Genomic DNA, 19,369 nt, shown 5'->3' on the forward strand with positions numbered 1-19,369 from the left:
ATAATTACCTATGCATAATCAAAAATTAATAATTGCAGGCAGAACCTTTGAATCCAGATTGTTTTTAGGAACAGGAAAGTTCGGAAGCCTTGAAGATATGGCAGCCTCTGTGGTAGCTTCAGAATCCAATATGGTAACGATGGCTTTAAAGAGAATTGATGCACAGTCGACAGGAGATGACCTATTAGATTCCTTAAAAAGCACAAATGTTCATCTTTTGCCCAATACTTCAGGAGCCAGAACAGCAAAAGAAGCGGTTTTAGCAGCACAGTTAGCCAGAGAAGCTTTAGAAACTAACTGGATAAAGCTTGAAATTCATCCTGATCCGAAATATTTATTGCCAGACCCCATTGAAACACTATATGCAACAGAAGAGCTGGCAAAATTAGGATTTGTCGTGATGCCTTACATCCATGCTGATCCGGTTTTATGCAAACGTCTTGAAGATGCAGGAACAGCAGTTGTAATGCCTTTAGGAGCACCTATTGGAACGAATAAAGGATTGAGAACATTGGATTTCTTAGAAATTATCATCAGCCAAAGCAATGTTCCTGTTGTTGTAGATGCAGGAATTGGAGCACCGTCTGATGCGGCAAAAGCAATGGAGATGGGAGCAGATGCTGTTTTGGTGAATACAGCCATTGCAGTAGCACGAAACCCTTTAAATATGGCTGTGGCCTTTAAAGAAGGAGTCATTGCCGGAAGAAGAGCCTTTGAATCAGGATTGGGAGCTATAGCGAATCATGCTGAAGCATCAAGTCCATTGACTTCATTTTTGTTTGAATAAAAATCAGAATCATGAATAGTTTTAAGGAGGTTTTCGAACTACACCAATGGGATGAGGTAAAAACCAAACTTGAAAAAGTAACCATTTCCGAGGTCCAAAATAGTCTTCAGAAAAGAAACAGGACACTGGATGATTTTTTGAATCTGCTTTCGCCGGCAGCTTCACAGGAGCTTGAACTCATGGCTAATATGACGAGAACGCTTACCCAGAAACGTTTCGGAAAGACCATTCAATTATACGCGCCATTATATCTCAGTAATGAATGCCAGAATATCTGTACTTACTGTGGATTCAGCCTGGATAATAATTTGAGGCGAAAAACACTTTCCGATACAGAATTGATAATAGAAACTTCAGTACTGAAGTCTATGGGGGTTAATCATGTTCTTTTGGTAAGCGGAGAAGCTAATAAAATAGTGGGAGTCCCTTATTTTCAGAATGCAGTTCGTTTACTGAGACCTCATTTTTCCAATATTTCCATTGAAGTACAGCCCTTAGAAGAGGAAGAGTATAAACTTCTTCATGAAGAGGGAGTTCATTCGGTGTTGGTATATCAGGAAACTTATCATCAGGAAGTCTATAAAGAATATCACCCGAAAGGTAAAAAATCCAATTTCCATTTTCGCTTAGATACTCCTGACAGAATTGGCAGGGCTGGAATTCATAAAATGGGACTGGGTGTTTTACTTGGACTGGAAGATTGGCGTGTAGACAGTTTTTTTAATGCTCTTCACATTGATTACCTGCAGAAACAATACTGGAAAAGTAAGTTTTCAGTATCATTTCCAAGGCTTAGACCAGCAGAAGGAATTATTGAACCTAACTTTATTATGGAAGATAAAGACTTGCTGCAGCTGATCTGTGCCTACAGAATATGGAATGAAGATCTTGAAATATCTGTATCTACTAGAGAAAACGAAACCTTTAGAAATCATATTGTTTCACTGGGGGCTACAACTATGAGTGCAGGTTCAAAAACAAATCCTGGGGGATATGCAGTAGATCAGGAATCTTTGGAGCAATTTGAAACCAGCGACGAAAGAAGTATGGAAGAAATTAAAAATATGATTAAAAAATCAGGGTATGATCCGGTGATGAAAGATTGGGATTCTGTTTATAGTGGTACTTAAGTTACAAGAATAAATGTTTACTATGCAAAGCGAAGATATTTTTAAAAGATACAGCCGTCAGATCTTTATTGAAGAAATAGGACTGGAAGGACAAAAGAAAATCATGGCTTCAAAAGTTCTTGTCATAGGTGCCGGAGGATTGGGAAGCCCTGTGATTCAATATCTGGCAGCAGCAGGTGTAGGAACTCTAGGCATCGCCGATTTCGATCATGTGGAACTTCACAATCTGAACCGTCAGGTTATTCATAATGAAGACAGAGTAGGGGAGTTGAAGGTGAAAAGTGCTGAAAAATTTGTAACCCATCTTAATTATCAGGTAAAAGTAGTTCCTATAGAAGAAAAGATTACGGCATCTAATGCTTTAGAAATCCTTTCCCAATACGATATTATGGTAGATGGTTCAGACAATTTCTCAACAAGATATCTGGTGAATGATACCTGTGTAACATTAGGGAAAACGTTGGTGTATGGAAGTATTTTAAGCTTTACTGGTCAGGTAGCCGTATTTAATCATCAGGGAAGTAAAAACTTACGGGATATCTTTCCTGAACCTCCTTTTGATGAAGAGATGCCGGATTGCGACAGCCTAGGTGTTTTAGGCGCTCTACCGGGAATTGTAGGCAGCATGATGGCGCTTCAGACTTTGAAACTCATTACAGATCTTCCTGTAAATCTGAATCAGTTAACATTAATTGATACACTGAACTGGAAGTTTCAGACTTTAGATTTTTAGCCTGCTAAGCGGATGGTTTTTGTTTCTCGCAGATCACACAGATTTCGCAGATCTTATGCAGCAGCTTTATTCTTTAAAAGAAAGAATCTGCGGTATCAGCTAAACCTGCGTGATATATAAATCAATAGAAATAAAAAATGAGGCAGTAATATTATTACGGCCTCATTTTCGGTTATTATATCATTTAAATCTATTGCTGTCCCTGCTGCATAACTCCACCGTTATCGTCTTTCTTGGTTTGGTTCAGGATATTTGGATCCTCTTTTGCCAGTTTATTTCTTGTTGGAATCTTATAATTAATGGAAATTCCAAAGTTTCTTGAATCATATTTCGTTCTAAGCATTACACTTTCTCCTAATGGTGGATTGGAACGTACCTGCATGATCTGGCCATTGAAAATATCATTCGCAAAAACCGACACTGTGAGACGATTGTTCATAAACTTTTTCGTCAGGGTAATATCTAAGTTATTGCTAAATGGTTTTTCCGCAGTGAAGTAAAAATACCCTGCTTTTGGCGTCAGGTAGCTGTAATTTGCTGTAAGCTTAATATCTTTTGGAAGGATCAGCTGAGTCATCAGGTTAAAAATCCAGAATCCTTTATTGTTGAGGTTATCAATCTCATGCTTCTGATATCCTGCATAAATGTACATGAAATTCATTTTGTCAGGATTGAAGTTCGACTTCATAATCTCACCTATGGACTTGGTAAAAATCTGGAACGGCACAGGAAGACCAATATTGAAATTATGAATTTTCATATTAGAGATATTAACCTGCTGATTGTAAAGATTTTTTCCTTCTTTTTTAATGATCTGTGCCACCTGGTTGCTGGCTGAGCTTACGCTATATCCAATGAACGCATAATCAAAAGCAGAAATTTTCAACTCATAGTTGTCAAAAATGGTGGGCTGAAGATTGGCATTACCTGTAATTTGAGTATTCGGGCCTCCAAATGTGGTATTATTGGGGTTTAGGGCAGAAATACTTGGTAAGCTGATCTTTTTGTTGTAATTCGCAGCCACATATACTTGGTTCATCAGGCTATACTGTATGCTGGCATTCGGAAAGAATTTAAACTTATTAAATGGAAGCAAATCATCCTGAACAAGTTTTCCGTCTTTATCAAAATATCTTGTGATTCCTGAAATGTCATAGTTTTCAAAACGTGATCCCAAAGTGAAATCAAACTTTTTCAATTTTGCCTGAAACTCCAGGTAAGTAGAGGCTGTCTGTCTTTGGTATTCTAGGTTGGTAAGCCCAAGGCTTTCTGTGTCATAATTTTGTTTTTCATATAATCCTCCGGCGCTTACTTTTCCTCCATCAAGAAGCTTGATGGGTTGAGAGTAATCAACCTTAAAGTTAGCAATTCTCATATCAGAATTATTACTTAACACATTTCCCAAGTTCGTTGTTGGAAGAGGTTCTATAGGATTTTCATAAGTCTTGTTAAAGAATATATTATCCTGTCCAAATTTAGTGTAGGCCTTTGTATAACCAAATTGGAAATCTAATTTCTGAGATTTATCAGAAAAGCGTTTCTGATAGGTTACTACAGCTTCCTGTCTTACCGTATTGGTTCTGGCTACATCTGAAGATCCGAAAGTATAGTCCCTTATATAAACCTTATTAGGTGAGTTCTCATCCCGGGTTCTGTCACCTATACCATCACTTAAAGTATAATTATCATTGTTATTGTGATAAATATCGTAGTTCAGTAATAATCTGTCCTGTCCAAGGTCAAAAGTTACTCCTGCCTTAGCAAAATAAGTACGGGCAAATCGATCCGTATTACCCTTCAATAAGTCATCCTGCTTTGTATTCATCATACTTTCACGATAATTCTGTCCCACATTAAGCTGCCATCCGAAATATTTATTTCTTGCATTTAAATTCACAGAGTTTGTGGTTCTGCTTCTGTATTTATCGTAATTGGTGAAGGTGTAATTTCCGGAATACGTGGCGCTTAAGTATTTATTGGCGTTTTTATTCGTAATAATATTCATTACAGCCCCTCCTGATGTAGCAGGAAACTCTGCTCCGGGCTGCGTAACAACTTCAATTCTCTCTACAGAATTGGCCGGCATGCTTTCAAGAAAAGAATTCAATTCATTGGACGTGATGTTGAGAGGCCTTCCGTTAAGATATACTTCCAGCATTTTTCCTTGATACATCATTCCTGCAATATCTGTAGCAACAAGACCCGGAAGCTTTTTAATTCCTTCAAGAACATTCCCGTTATTTAGCTGAGGTTGTTCAGAAAAATCAAAAACAGTACGGTCTGCTTTTTGTTCAACGGCTTTTTTAGTTTTAGTGATAACAATGCCGTCAATTTGTTTTTCTTTGTTGCTATTATTGCCTTTTTCCTGGGCAAAAGTAAGTATAGAACTTACCAGCGATATGGCGAATAGAGTTTTTTTCATAATGTTTTTTACTACTATCCGGTTAGACGCCCAAAAAAGAATTTTGTTACAATAGGTCTAATTTATAGTTGATATTTTATTTAAAAAAGAGTCTGCCCATCGACTATTAATGATTGAAAAAATATTTTGTTATTTAAAAAAATAAAAAAGAATAAAGTAAAATTAAATTGATTATCGTCTTGTACCATGTAAGAGGTTTTAGCGCTTAAACAATTGAAAATGAAAAAGTAAATTCGGATTTACTTCATCTTACATCAGAAGAAATTAACATTTAATAAGTAACAAAAATGAACAATAAAATAAAATTTATCCTGCCGAGATTACTAGGAATTACAATAGTAGTAGGTGCAGCAGTGTTAATCTTATCCATAGTTTTTAAACTATTGCTTGCGGGATTGGTATTAACAGGAATCGGAATGTTTGTAGCAAAAATGATGGGAAAAAGACATGAAAAACAAATCGCATATGGAAAAGAGACAATGGAGTTTCTTCCTTATTCAAATACCTTTCAAAAACAGCAAAAAACAGCCTATTCACATATGAGAAAAGAGGATTTAGCTATTATCCCAATTCAATAATTAATCATAACAACACCTAATCAAATAATTAAAATTATGTATACACAACACAACCATACACACAATCCATTTGGAAAACAAGGTCAATGCAATGCATTTGAAAGAAGCGGCTTTGGAAAGAAATTTAAAGAACATTTTATGGGAGGGAATGACCCTTTTAAAGAAATGTTCAATAAAAAGATCAATAACTATAAACCTGTAAATATTACTGAAAATGAAAATAATTTTACAGTACAGCTTTATGCAGCCGGTTTACATAAAGAATCTTTTAAAATAGCCATTAAGAATCAGGTTCTTACAATATCCTATACCCATGAAGAAAAAGATCCAGACTCTAAATTAATTTATCAGGAATTTTATGAAAGTTCTTTTGAGCGTCGCTTCCAATTAACAGATAAAGTTTTTGATGATCAGGTTTCGGCACTTTATGAAAATGGTATTTTAACGGTAACGTTGCCTAAAAATCCGGAAAAGAATAAACCGGAACAAAAAGTAGATATTAAATAATCTTTTTATCAAGTTAATCTCATAGGTTTTTAAAACCTATAAGATTTAGACGAGAGATATCTAAAAAAGCCATTGGGATTGTTATTGATTATGAAAGCGGACCAAAGTCTGCTCCTATTGAATTTTAAGTCTAATATTTCAAGAATAAAAGCCTCACAATCTTTGTGAGGCTTTTATTATATCCTGTATTATTTTTTGATTACTGGGCTCTTTGTTTCTCTTCAAAATTAACAGCTCTGGTATTGGATTTTACTTTCTGATTTCCAAAATTATAAGTCACACTTACATTCAGTCTTCTGGCATCCCAATAATTATTAAATGACTGGGTGTTATCAGCATAATAAGCGTCTCCTATGAATCTGCCCTGTTTAAAAATATCGGTTACAGAAAGATTAACCTGTAAAGCTTTTTCCATAAAGCTCATTTTCACTCCGGCATCCAGGCTACCCATGTTTTTTTGATAGGTATTTCCCTCTCTGGATGGTAATGTTTCCCAATAATTGACGAATAAGAAGAATGTTTTAGCCTTATTAAGCTGAAAAGTATTTTTCAAAGAATAATAAAATGATTGTCCGCTCTTTGGGATAAGGTTGAACTTTGTAATCTGCGTTTCATTATAACTGAAAGAAGTAGAAATATTACTTTCCCAGAATTTAAAAAACGTATCAGTATAGTTGAAGTTAATACCATAAGTATCCTGATTGTAATAATTATAATAGCTGCTGGTTACAGCTTCCTGATCCAGAAATAAAATCTGTCCAAAATTATTGGTTGTTCTTTGATAATATACGTTGGCAGAAAACTTATTTTTAAAAATATAATTAAGCTCAATATTGTCATTGAAAGAAGGCTGTAACTCGGGGTTTCCCGTAGAATAGCTGCGCGGATTGGAATACCATCTGAAAGGATTCAAGGAATGGAAATTCGGACGGTTAATCCTTCTGGAGTAGTTAATACTGAACTGATTGCTGCTATTGGCTTTATAAGACAGATATGCAGAAGGAAAGAACTTTCCATAATTGTTTTCAGTCTGGGATTGTGCAGTAGGAGAGATGCTGCTGGTCTGAACATATTCATAGCGGAGGCCTGCCTTAGCTGACCATTTTTCCCCAAAATCTTTACTGGCACTTATATAGGCAGCATAATTTTTTTCATCATATTCAAACTGATTGGTTTTACCCGGATCAATTTCATAATGATTATTTTTAAGATCAAAATATTGAATGTCTGAATTGTTGGAAAATTGGCTGTATTTTGCTCCGGTTTCCACCTGTGTTTTTTTGAAATTTAAGGTAAGGTCTGCCTGTGCAGATGAAATTTTATAATCTACAGCAGACAGATTTCGAACCGTTTCTTTAGACTGATCAGAAAGATCTGTGGTGATAAAGTTGACCTGAGTATCGGGCACATTTCCATAATAATTATACCCAAGGCTCAATTTATGATCGCCAAATTTATGATCGAAATAAGTATTCAACATTTGTGTGGTAAAAGCAGAACGGTGTTTGGAATCAGTTTCTGTAAATAAAGTTGGAGTATTTCCGCTGAAATAATTTTGTGTTGAATAGATATCCATATCAATATCACCTTTGGTAATATCATAGATGAATCCTATTGTAGATTGATCAGAAAGAGAATAATCAACATTGGCATTAAGCCCAAGACCTTTATACATATCTCTTCTTTCGTCTCTACTGAAAGCTGATTCTTTTCCCACAATCTGATAGTTTTCTACAGAACGTTTTGCAGTATCAAATCCCTGAAGCTTTAGAATGGCTTTTACTTTTTTATTCTGATAATTGATTCCCGTTGCCCCTCCAAAGCTGCCATAGGTTCTTTGGGTATAATAAGTATTTAAGTAACCGCTCCAGCCAAGATCTACATTCTTTTTTAATACAATGTTGATGATTCCGCTATTTCCCTGAGCATCGTATTTTGCCGGTGGAGTAGTGATTACCTCAATCTTCAGGATATTTTCAGAACGGAGATTCTTCAGATAATTAGTAAGTTCTGTTCCTGAAAGATTAAGCATTCTGTCATTTACCATCACTGAAACACCATTTTTTCCGGCAATTGAAATAATTCCTTTGTCTTCATCTATTTTAAGCAAGGGGGTGCTTGCCAATATTTCAGTTCCGCTGCTTCCGTTTGATAGCATAGAGTTTTGAACATTATAAACAAGACGGTCTACTTTACGTTCTACCAAAGTTTTTTTACCGTTTACGGTTACCGTTTCAATCGTTTTTACCTGGTTGGTAGAATCTTTCGTTTGTCCTGCTGCAAAAGAACTTAATAGTGCGGCGATAAGAAGAATATGCTGTTTCATTTGAGGATCAGGTTTTGTTTTTGTTATTTTTCTGAAGCAAAGGTATTAGCAATGTATTTTCTCCGAAACAGGCTTTAGATAAAGGGGAAATATTAACCTGTGAACTTATTTTCATCGATAAAATGACCCGGTTTATCGAAAATTGAACTTTTGATTGGGTGGATCAATTATTTTTGTGCTATGAAAAAAAAACAATTGCTTTTTCTGCATGTCTTTTATTGGGCTATGTTTTTAGTAGGAACAATCATTGTTCCTGCTTTTGTGTATAAGAAAGGATATATTGCATTTAAACTAACTTATCTTCTGACCAGTTTTGTGTGTTTCTATTTCAATTACTTTTTTATTGTTCCTAGGTTTTTTGATATCAAGAAATTGTATAAGGCTATTGTTGGTTTTTCTATTAGTGTAACCTGCTTTGTTGTGATTCGCTATTTTACAGAAGAGGTCTTTCTTCCCCTCTTTTTCGGGATCCGGAACTATCCTGAAGGAACAGAGTTTGGCTATTATTTTTTCGATAATATTTATAATAGTGTGACCTCTATTTTCATCAGTACGGTTTTCTGTTTATTTAAAATATACTCTTCTCTCGATGCAGAAAGGCTTCAGCTGGTAGAAGAAAAGAAAAATGCAGAACTGAAAGCCTTAAAAACCCAGATTAATCCTCATTTTATCTTCAATACATTAAATAATATTTATTCATTGGTATATCAGAAATCAGAAAAGGCATTGCCTGCTATAGAAGAGCTCGGACAGCTATTGAGATACAGTACAAAAGACCTTGAAGAAGATTTCATTTCTCTGGATAAGGAAATTGGATATATAGACAGTTTGATTGAACTGGAAAAGCTGAGACTCAGGAATCCGGAGCTTATTCTTGTAGAAAAAGATCTTCAGTATTCTCATTTGAATATTTCACCCATGTTGCTGGTACCATTCGTTGAAAATGCCTTTAAACATGGTGATCTTCGTGGTAAAGGATTTGAACTGAATATCTCCGATCAGAATAAAGTACTGCATTTTCGTCTTCTAAATTTTAAAAGAGAAAAGATGAAAGACTCCGGTTCAGGAATTGGGATTCAGAATGTGAAAAAAAGACTGGAAATATTATATCCAAAACATGAGCTAAGCATCAAAGATTCGGAAACAGAATTTATTGTAGATTTAAAAATTGATTTACGGGATGAATAAAATAAAATGTATCATCGTTGATGACGAGCCTCTGGCTATTTCACTTCTTGAACAGTATGTACAGAAAATTCCTTTTCTTGAGTTGGTCTTCTCTACAGAAAACCCTATTGAAGCGCTAGAATATATTCAGAATAATGATTCAGATCTTATCTTTCTGGACATTCAGATGCCGGAGCTTACAGGAATCAATTTCATGAAAATTGTAGGTGCCAAACAAAAATATATCTTAACAACGGCCTATTCAGAATATGCACTGGAAGGATATGAGCATAATATTGTTGATTATCTTCTGAAACCTGTCTCCTTTGAACGATTTCTGAAAAGTGCAATGAAGGCTCAGGAACGGTTTTCTTTCCAGGAAGAAGATGCTCATTTCTTCGTTAAATCATCAGGGCAGCAGCATCGCATCAACTTTAATGAAATCCTTTATATTGAAAGCATCAAAGACTATGTGAATATTCGAACCGCCGGAGAAGAATATATTGTGCTGGATACACTTAAATCTATGGAAAATCAGCTTTCTGAAAGCTTTGTAAGAATTCATAAATCCTTTATCGTTAATCTGGACAAGGTCAAAAGTATTGGAGCTAAAAAAGTAATCCTGCCTGAAATGGAGATTCCAATCGGGGACAGCTATAGGGCTAATTTGTTGGATAGGCTGAAATAAATCTGGAGAATTCAAACCTTATAGGGTTTTGAAGCCTATAAGGTTTAATATCTTGGAATAAGTCTATAGTTTCTACTTTTCTTTTGATATTTCTTTTCTGGTCGAAATTTTGTCAACAATGTACCATCTGCCTTCTGTATACATGAGATTAAAGTAATCTATGAAAATATATTTTGCTGTTTTTATCTCACATTTTGCAGCGGCTATATTTCCGGTGACATCAAGGTTCAATATTTTAGACTCTATGTTTTCGACAGTGGCTTTAGGCCTAAATCCACTTAAGTAGGTTTTTCTGTCAAAGACAACTACTTTATCTTCTTTTACATTTTTAAGTTTGCATGTACTGTGCATTGCTTTTCCCACCTTCAGGGTGTCTCCTTTCTTCCAGCCGTCAAAGTACATTTCTATCGTTTCTTTTATTAGGGCTTTAGAATCGTTTTGTGAATAAACATTCATAAAACAAAAAAGAGTTAATACGAAAATCAGGTTTTGTTTTTTCATTTTTATAGTTTGTTTAAATTCTATTCAAATATTGTCACATATATCATTTTCAGCTTCTTTTAATGATATTGAAATTCTGAATTGGGTATGAAATTATACTTTCTTCCCAAAGAAATATCCAGATATTAGGCTTTAGAGAAGAGTTTAAGTGATTGATGAAAATTTAAATTTTGGACAGGCTTACTACCCTCATAAGCTTAAATTTTATGAAGCCAAAAGTATAAGAGAATTATAGAAAAAAGGTTCTGAAATTGAAATTAAGAAGTACAGAATTATAAAATAAAACTTATTGGAAACCGGAATATAGCATTATGATCGTTTACAACGAATCTCCTCATTGTCCTGAAAAGCCTCACGGTAAAGGAGAGGGGTTGTATTTTTTATTTTTTTGAAAGTAGTGAAAAAAGTAGATTTGGAATTGAACCCAACTTCATACCCTATCTCTTCTATTTTAAGATGAGTACCATTTAATATTCTTTCACAAGCTTCATTGATCCTATACTCGTTAATATATATAGAAAAGTTCTTCCCCAGGTTATCGTTTAGCAGCTGTGAAAGTTGGTGGGATGAGATATTCATTTTAACCGCCAGATCACTCAGTTTTAGATCAGGATTCTTATAAAGCTCTTCGGTTTTCATTAAATTCTCCAGTTTTGAAACAGAACTGTCTGCCTGAGCTTCTGGAATTTTTTTATTAGCATATTTATTTACTTTTCCATTTTTCGATATAACTTCATTCTTCCTGTTGAAAAAGAATAAAAAATTGAGATACAATAAAAATGAAAAAGTGATACTTCCTGCAATATATGCACCTTTTACCCAGCCTATTAAAAAAAATAGATAGGCAAGAAAAATAATTACATTACTGAAATATATAGAAGAGACATGTGTTTGAGATGCCCATTGTTTATTTTTAATATATTTTACATACTCATATCCTGCCCATATAATGAATAATGCCCACTCAATATAGATGAGCTGTACTATATAATGGTTCCACAAATAAGGAAATTCAGCATATGAAATAAAATATCCACCTATAAGGATTATTCCTGTAAGGATTCCGAACACATATTTCCAACTCTGTAGATCAGATTTGTCTCGACTTTCCAATGAGCGGATATAATAATATAAGGCCGGACCTATCAGAAGACATGCTGACAAACCTATTTGCAGGTAAATTTTCGGAAGATCACGATCGAAATATATAAAAACAGATTTTCCGATTCTAATACTCAACATAAGCAAAAGTAGCCCTAAAAACAAATGAGACAGATCTTTCTGTTTTTTTACAAACAATAGATAAACCCCCAACAAAAGACCATTGAAAGCTCCTATTGCACTAAAGAAGAATAATAATTGTTGCCCGAAAGTCATTTGTTGTAAATTTATTACTTGGTGTAAAAATACTAATTTCTGGTTTTCATTTTTAGATGTTGATTTTTTTATTAAATCTTTTTTCAATACTTCATTAAATTATCAAAGTTTCAGTATTGTGGATCAGTATTAAAGACTTTATGAATATAACCGTATCAGAGAATATATTGTTCTTAAAATAGTATAGTGCAGAGTATTCAAACCTATAAGGTTTAGATTTGCCTTTCCATCATCAATCTGCGTAATCTGAAAAATCTGCGAGAAATCTTAACAAATTATTCTTATGCAGATTTCGGAGATTAAGCAGCTTTTTAAGTTTTGGCTAAAGCCATTGGAATTGTTATTGGTTTTAAGAGTTGACTAAAAGTCCGCTCCTATTGAATATAATAGTAATAAAAACAAAAAATACGGCTTCTACTGAAGCCGTATTTTTATCATTAATCGATCTAACAATTAATCTTATTTCTCTTGTTGTTTAATCAAGTTAAGGGCAGAACCTGCTTTGAACCAATCAATCTGTTGATCATTGTAAGTGTGGTTTGCGATAACAATGTCTTTAGTTCCGTCTTTGTGAACGAATTCTAAAGTCAATTGTTTTCCTGGAGCAAACTGGTCAAGATCTAAGAAGTTAACTGTATCATCTTCCAGGATTTTATCATAATCAGCCTCATTAGCAAAAGTGATTCCCAACATCCCTTGTTTTTTAAGGTTGGTTTCATGGATTCTCGCGAATGATTTTACCAATACTGCTTTCACACCAAGATGCCTAGGCTCCATAGCAGCATGCTCTCTTGAAGATCCTTCACCGTAGTTTTGGTCTCCTACAACAATGGTAGGAACACCTGCAGCTTTGTAAGCTCTTTGTACAGCAGGAACTTCACCGTATTCACCCGTTAATTCGCTTTTAACATGGTTAGTTTCCATATTGTAAGCATTTACGGCTCCAATCAACATGTTATTGGAAATATTGTCAAGGTGACCTCTGTATTTTAACCATGGTCCAGCCATAGAGATGTGGTCGGTAGTACATTTTCCGAAAGCTTTGATCAATACTTTAGCTCCGGTAATATTTTTACCATCCCAAGCCGGGAATTCTTCTAACAACTGAAGTCTGTCTGAAGTAGGGCTTACATTAACGACAACACTCGATCCGTCTGCAGATGGTGCTTGGTAACCATTGTCATCCACCGCAAAACCTTTTGCAGGAAGTTCAAATCCTTTAGGTTCGTTAAGTTTTACCTGTTCACCTGCTTGGTTCGTTAAAGTATCAGTAATCGGGTTGAAATCTAATCTTCCTGAGATTGCTACAGCAGCTACCATTTCAGGAGAAGCTACAAATGCATGGGTATTTGGGTTACCATCCGCTCTTTTTGCAAAGTTTCTGTTGAAAGAGTGGATAATAGAGTTTTTCTCTCCTTTTTCAGCACCTTCTCTGTCCCACTGTCCAATACATGGTCCACAAGCATTAGTGAAGATTCTTGCATTCTCAAATTTTCTGAAAGAATCTAAGAAACCGTCTCTTTCTGCTGTGAATTTCACTTGTTCAGAACCTGGGTTAATTCCTAGGATTGCTTTAGGTTTTACCCCTTTAGATACTGCATCTTCTACAATAGAAGCGGCTCTTGATAAATCTTCATAAGAAGAGTTAGTACAAGAACCAATAAGTGCCCATTCTACTTCTAATGGCCATCCGTTAGCCTCAGCTTTAGCTCTGAATTCAGCAACAGGAGTCGCTAAGTCCGGAGTGAATGGTCCGTTTAAGTGTGGAGTCAGTTCAGAAAGGTTAATTTCAATTAACTGGTCGAAATATTGTTCAGGGTTGGCATATACTTCAGTATCACCCGTTAAATGTTCAGCAATTGTATCAGCAGCATCCACTACATCCTGTCTTCCGGTAGCTGCAAGATATCTTCTCATGGAATCATCATATCCGAAAGTAGAAGTGGTCGCTCCGATTTCAGCACCCATGTTACAGATTGTTCCTTTACCTGTCGCGGAAAGAGATTCTGCCCCTTCACCGAAATATTCTACGATACATCCTGTACCTCCTTTTACAGTAAGAATTCCTGCTACTTTTAAGATAACATCTTTAGCAGAAGTCCATCCGTTCATTTTACCGGTTAATTTAACCCCGATAAGTTTTGGCATTTTAAGCTCCCAAGCCATTCCTGCCATTACATCTACGGCATCAGCACCCCCTACACCAATAGCAACCATTCCTAGTCCACCGGCGTTTACAGTGTGAGAGTCAGTACCAATCATCATTCCTCCAGGGAATGCATAATTTTCTAATACTACCTGGTGAATGATACCAGCTCCTGGTTTCCAGAATCCGATTCCATATTTATCACATACAGAACTTAAGAAGTTGAACACTTCGGAGTTTTTGTTAATACCTTCCTGTAAATCCTTATCAGCACCTACTTTCGCCTGGATCAGGTGATCTGCATGAGCTGTTGAAGGAACAGCTACTTTGGTTTTTCCAGCTTGCATGAACTGTAAAAGTGCCATTTGTGCTGTGGCATCCTGCATAGCGACTCTGTCCGGTGCAAAATCTACATAAGAGTTTCCTCTTTCATGTGCCTTTGTAGCGTTTCCTTCCCAAAGGTGGGTGTAAAGAATTTTTTCTGAAAGGGTAAGAGGTTTTCCCACGATTTGTCTTGCCGCAGCAATTCTTTCAGGGTAACGCTCATACACTTTTTTGATCATATCAATATCAAAAGTCATATCGTATTTAGTTTTGTTCTTTTTCCATTAATGTTTCCTTTTCTTCTGTCTGAAAAAGAAAAATCATTTTTTTATACATCAAAAAACGTTCCTATAATCTATGAATAGGCTGATTCTGAATGTAAAACCAAGAGATTTTATCACTTTCAATTTAAGAAAAAATAGATTCTATTTTCTCGGTTTTCTCGGAAAAAAAACGTATTTCACTTAAAATAGAATGATTCTAAACAAAAAAATGAAAGATTTTAGATCCCATAAAGGGCTAAAATCTTTCATTTATATAATTTGACTAGTCTTGCGACTAAAGATCAATGCTATTAATGAGCGCTTGTACTTGTTAATTCTTTGATAGAAGGTACAAAAGTTGTAAGGTCAATACCTTCAACTGCCGCTTTATATTCCTCAATGCTTGGAATTCTTCCGATGATCGCAGAAAGAACAACAACCGGAGTTGAAGCTAATAAAGATTCTCCTTTTTTACGTTCAGAATCTTCTACTACTCTTCCTTGGAAAAGACGAGTTGAAGTCGCTAAAACAGTATCTCCTTTAGCTGCTTTTTCCTGGTTACCCATACAAAGGTTACATCCAGGACGCTCAAGGTACATTACATTTTCATATTCTGTACGAGCTTCTCCTTTAGGTGCGTTGTCATTAAATTCGAATCCTGAGTATTTCTCTAATAATTCCCAGTCACCTTCAGCTTTTAACTCATCAATGATGTTGTAAGTAGGTGCAGCTACCACTAGAGGAGCGCTAAATTCTACTTTACCATTTTTCTTTTCAAGGTTTTTCAACATCTGAGAAACGATCTTAAGGTCTCCTTTGTGAACCATACAAGATCCTACGAAACCAAGATCTACTTTTTTCTCACCACCATAGTAAGAAAGATCTCTGATCGTATCGTGAGTATATCTCTTAGAAACATCGTCATTGTTTACATCTGGGTCAGCAATCATAGGTTCTACGATGACATCAAGATCTACAACAACTTCAGCATAATATTTAGCGTTAGCATCAGGAGTAAGAGCTGGTTTTTCACCAGATCTGATCTCTTCAATTCTCTTATTTGCTTTGTCAATTAATCCCTGAAGAACTTTGTTGTGGTTATCCATTCCTTTGTCGATCATGATCTGGATTCTGCCTTTAGCAATTTCCAATGATTCGATTAGGGTGTTGTCTTCAGAAATGTTGATAGACGCTTTAGCTTTCATTTCAGCTGTCCAGTCTGTAAATGTGAATGCCTGGTCAGCAGGAAGAGTTCCGATGTGAACCTCAATGATTCTACCTTGGAATACATTCTCTCCTCCGAATTGCTTCAACATCTGAGCCTGAGTTGCATGAACCACATCACGGAAATCCATGTGAGGTTTCATTTCACCTTTGAATGTTACTTTTACAGATTCAGGAATTGGCATAGAAGCCTCACCCGTAGCTAATGCAAGAGCAACTGTTCCTGAGTCAGCTCCGAAAGCAACACCTTTAGACATTCTTGTGTGAGAGTCACCACCAATGATGATCGCCCACTCGTCTACAGTGATATCGTTAAGAACTTTGTGAATAACGTCAGTCATAGAGTGGTATTCACCTTTCGGGTCACGAGCTGTGATCAATCCGAAATCGTTCATAAATTTCATTAGCTTAGGAATGTTAGCCTGAGCTTTTTTATCCCAAACTGAAGCAGTGTGACAACCTGATTGATAAGCACCGTCAACAACCGGAGAAATTACAGTTGCAGCCATTGATTCAAGCTCCTGAGAAGTCATCAGACCTGTCGTATCCTGTGAACCAACGATATTTACCTGTACACGTACATCAGAACCTGCATGTAATACTTTGCCTGGTGTAGTTCCTACAGCATTTCTGTTGAAGATTTTTTCAACAGCCGTAAGACCTTGCCCTTCGTGAGAGATTTCTTTTGATGGAGCAAAAACAACAGGAGCCTCAACACCTAAAACCTGAGCAGCAAATGTCTGTAGCTTCTTACCAAATACGATCGCATAAGATCCACCAGCCTTGATGAATTCCATCTTTTGTGGTGTGAAAGATTTGGTAAGGTCAATCAGTTCCTGATCTCCGTTATATAATTTCTTTTCTTTTGTATTAATAGTTAACACAGTTCCTGTAGCTACTGAATAAGCTTCTTCAAGAACGATATCACCATTTTCGTTACGAACAGGGTTTCCGTTTTCGTCTACTTTCTTCACCCAGTTCTTAAGGTCAACACCAATACCTCCGGTAACGTCTACTGTAGTAAGGAAGATTGGAGAAATACCGTTTGTCCCTCCAACAATCGGTGCAATATTTACGAATGGTACATAAGGGCTAGCCTGCTTACCTGTCCATAAAGCTACGTTGTTTACGCCTGACATTCTGGATGAACCTACACCCATTGTTCCTTTTTCAGCAATAAGCATAACGCTTGCATCAGGATGTTGTGCCTGTAAAGCTTTGATTTCTTCCTGAGCTGCAGGAGTGATCATACATTTACCGTGAAGTTCACGGTCTGATCTTGAGTGTGCCTGGTTACCCGGAGAAAGTAAATCGGTAGAGATATCTCCTTCACCAGCAATATAAGTAATCACTTTAATTTCTTCAGCCACTTCAGGAAGTTTAGTGAAGAATTCAGCCTGTGCGTAGCTTTCTAAAATTTCTTTAGCGATAGCATTTCCGCTGTTGTAAGCTTCCTTTAAACGCGTTGTATCCGCTTCATAAAGGAAAACCTGAGTTTTAAGAACGTCTGCAGCTTGTTGAGCAATGGCAGTATCGTTACCTAAAGCTAAGTCTAATAATACTTCGATGGATTTACCTCCTTTCATGTGAGATAATAATTCGAAAGCAAAAGCCTGAGAGATTTCTTCTACTATGGATTCACCCAGAATAATCTCCTTTAAAAATTTAGCTTTTACACCTGCTGCACTTGTTGTTCCCGGCAGGGTGTTATAGATGAAAAATTTAAGAGAATCCGTTCGATCTGCATTACCCAAATCCTTGATTTGTGCGATGATTTCGCTTAGTAATTCAGCACCATCAATTGGCTTTGGATGAAGCCCCTGGTCTTTTCTTTCTTCAATCTCTTTGATGTAATCCTTATAAATATTCATAATAGAAGGTCTTTCAATATTAAAGGTAGAGTATTTCGCTGCTTCTTTACTGGTCTGTATAAAATACAATTAATGACATTTTGAGATCTCGCATGTGATGCAACATTAACCAAAGAAGGTCAGCATAATCTACATTTTTTTAAAAGTTTTTTAAATTATTAAACAATTCAAAATGTTCCCCAAAATTACGAAATTTTACGATTTTATAAGAATGAAATTATTTAGATTCTTTATAAATATGAATTTGATAATTTCTATTTTTGGCCGTAATTTTGCAGACAAAAGGTGAATATGAAAAATATCCTGAATATTTTGTGCGTTTTTATTTCGATTTCTGTTTTTTCACAGACTAAATTTGTGAAGAAACCAACAGTGAAAAACGTTACGAAAACTACCATAAAAAAAGAGAAAAATGCTGTAGTCAAGCACAATCCTGACCTGGTAGTTGTTAACAAAGACCTTCCATTGTTGATCCCTAAAAAGAAGGGAGACAGCTTCGGGTACGTTAATCAAAATGGAAAATATATCATTCAGCCGGAATATCATATTGCCGTATTTTTTTATGAAGACTGTAATCTTTTGAATTCTCCTAATGAGAAAGTCAGAAAATTTGGAACCGGAGAGTATGCAACTGTAGAAAAGGATATGATTTCTTACCGTGTAAATCATTCAGGAAAAAGAGTTTATCAGTTTAAGGATTCTGATCTTGGAAAATGCAAGTTTGGAGAGTACAAGCAGCAGCTTTTTCAGGCGTATGTTCTTAATGGGTTCTATGGAATTATTGAAAAATCAAAATTCGTTAATGCAGCCGACTACCGTCAGTATCAGATTTATCCGCAATATCAGTACCTCTACATCATGGAAGGAGATGATGTGGCTGATCCGATGATTGTTGCTTCAAATAATGATAAATTTGGGGTTATTGATGTTAATAATAAAATCATTATTCCTTTCGAATATTCAAATATTAAAAGAAACTTCAGCTGGAAGCTGGGAAAAATGTTTGAAGTGACAAAAGATGGAAAGAACTATTATTACATTGATACCAATAACAAAACGTATTAGAAAATGAGTGATGAATGATGGTCATTCATTACCGATGAAGATTTTTTATAACTCTAATTTCTTCATACAACAAATCTTTTTATAATCACCTTTCCTGTAATCCTGTACCACGCAATCCCGAATCCCATTCATCTCATATATTTTTCGTAATTTTGCGGCTGAAATAAAGGGGTGCTTTAACAGGCTGAGATTATACCCACCGAACCTGGAACAGGTAATGCTGTTTAGGGACATCAACTCTACTGAGGGTTGAACCTGTA

General features: G+C 35.7%; 14 protein-coding genes. 8 read left to right on the forward strand and 6 right to left on the reverse strand.

Annotated elements, in window-relative coordinates:
- The first annotated feature begins 10 nt into the window (after window positions 1–10).
- The 3 genes from M2372_RS15250 to M2372_RS15260 are packed head-to-tail and all read left to right on the forward strand — an operon-like array spanning window position 11 to window position 2,650.
- Complete coding sequence (locus M2372_RS15250) at window positions 11–787, forward strand: thiazole synthase (protein WP_123321076.1); 777 nt, start codon at window positions 11–13, stop codon at window positions 785–787.
- Between the two features lie 11 nt (window positions 788–798).
- A complete protein-coding gene (gene thiH / locus M2372_RS15255; protein ID WP_123321077.1) occupies window positions 799–1,917 on the forward strand; it encodes a 2-iminoacetate synthase ThiH in 1,119 nt (372 codons plus the stop codon).
- Window positions 1,918–1,939: 22 nt separating this feature from the next.
- Window positions 1,940–2,650, forward strand: a complete 711-nt coding sequence (locus M2372_RS15260; RefSeq protein ID WP_123321078.1) for a HesA/MoeB/ThiF family protein — start codon at window positions 1,940–1,942, stop codon at window positions 2,648–2,650.
- Between the two features lie 190 nt (window positions 2,651–2,840).
- Here the strand turns inward: M2372_RS15260 and M2372_RS15265 are convergent, their stop codons facing one another.
- Entirely contained in the window at window positions 2,841–5,072 is a 2,232-nt protein-coding gene (locus tag M2372_RS15265; RefSeq protein ID WP_123321079.1) for an outer membrane beta-barrel protein, read from the reverse strand.
- Between the two features lie 287 nt (window positions 5,073–5,359).
- Here M2372_RS15265 and M2372_RS15270 point away from each other — a divergent pair, with 287 nt between their 5' ends.
- Entirely contained in the window at window positions 5,360–5,650 is a 291-nt protein-coding gene (locus M2372_RS15270) for a hypothetical protein (protein ID WP_123321080.1), read from the forward strand.
- A 36-nt stretch (window positions 5,651–5,686) separates the two neighbouring features.
- The gene (locus M2372_RS15275; RefSeq protein WP_123321081.1) at window positions 5,687–6,157 is read left to right on the forward strand and encodes an Hsp20/alpha crystallin family protein; all 471 of its coding nucleotides are present in this window, start codon (window positions 5,687–5,689) and stop codon (window positions 6,155–6,157) included.
- A 199-nt stretch (window positions 6,158–6,356) separates the two neighbouring features.
- Here M2372_RS15275 and M2372_RS15280 read toward each other — a convergent pair whose 3' ends face one another.
- Window positions 6,357–8,483 (reverse strand): outer membrane beta-barrel family protein, encoded by a 2,127-nt coding sequence (locus M2372_RS15280; protein WP_123321082.1) that lies wholly within the window; start codon window positions 8,481–8,483, stop codon window positions 6,357–6,359.
- A gap of 180 nt (window positions 8,484–8,663) precedes the next feature.
- Between M2372_RS15280 and M2372_RS15285 the strand changes: the two genes are divergently transcribed.
- Both M2372_RS15285 and M2372_RS15290 read left to right on the forward strand, forming a co-directional pair.
- Complete coding sequence (locus M2372_RS15285) at window positions 8,664–9,671, forward strand: sensor histidine kinase (RefSeq protein ID WP_123321083.1); 1,008 nt, start codon at window positions 8,664–8,666, stop codon at window positions 9,669–9,671.
- On the forward strand, window positions 9,664–10,338 hold the full coding sequence (locus M2372_RS15290) for a LytTR family DNA-binding domain-containing protein (RefSeq protein WP_123321084.1): 675 nt from the start codon (window positions 9,664–9,666) through the stop codon (window positions 10,336–10,338). Before M2372_RS15285 ends, M2372_RS15290 begins: the two co-directional genes overlap by 8 nt.
- A 72-nt stretch (window positions 10,339–10,410) precedes the next feature.
- On the opposite strand, the gene M2372_RS15295 is transcribed toward M2372_RS15290, so the two are convergent.
- From M2372_RS15295 to M2372_RS15310, 4 genes are all read right to left on the reverse strand, one after another.
- Entirely contained in the window at window positions 10,411–10,839 is a 429-nt protein-coding gene (locus tag M2372_RS15295; protein WP_123321085.1) for a nuclear transport factor 2 family protein, read from the reverse strand.
- A gap of 309 nt (window positions 10,840–11,148) precedes the next feature.
- Window positions 11,149–12,216, reverse strand: a complete 1,068-nt coding sequence (locus M2372_RS15300; RefSeq protein ID WP_123321086.1) for an AraC family transcriptional regulator — start codon at window positions 12,214–12,216, stop codon at window positions 11,149–11,151.
- Between the two features lie 459 nt (window positions 12,217–12,675).
- A complete protein-coding gene (locus M2372_RS15305) occupies window positions 12,676–14,943 on the reverse strand; it encodes an aconitate hydratase (RefSeq protein WP_123321087.1) in 2,268 nt (755 codons plus the stop codon).
- A gap of 317 nt (window positions 14,944–15,260) precedes the next feature.
- Complete coding sequence (locus M2372_RS15310; protein WP_123321162.1) at window positions 15,261–18,044, reverse strand: bifunctional aconitate hydratase 2/2-methylisocitrate dehydratase; 2,784 nt, start codon at window positions 18,042–18,044, stop codon at window positions 15,261–15,263.
- A gap of 357 nt (window positions 18,045–18,401) precedes the next feature.
- Here M2372_RS15310 and M2372_RS15315 point away from each other — a divergent pair, with 357 nt between their 5' ends.
- The gene (locus tag M2372_RS15315; protein ID WP_259080930.1) at window positions 18,402–19,109 is read left to right on the forward strand and encodes a WG repeat-containing protein; all 708 of its coding nucleotides are present in this window, start codon (window positions 18,402–18,404) and stop codon (window positions 19,107–19,109) included.
- Window positions 19,110–19,369 lie beyond the last annotated feature (260 nt).

It is taken from the genome of Chryseobacterium sp. BIGb0232, assembly GCF_024810195.1.
GTDB lineage: Bacteria > Bacteroidota > Bacteroidia > Flavobacteriales > Weeksellaceae > Chryseobacterium > Chryseobacterium pennae.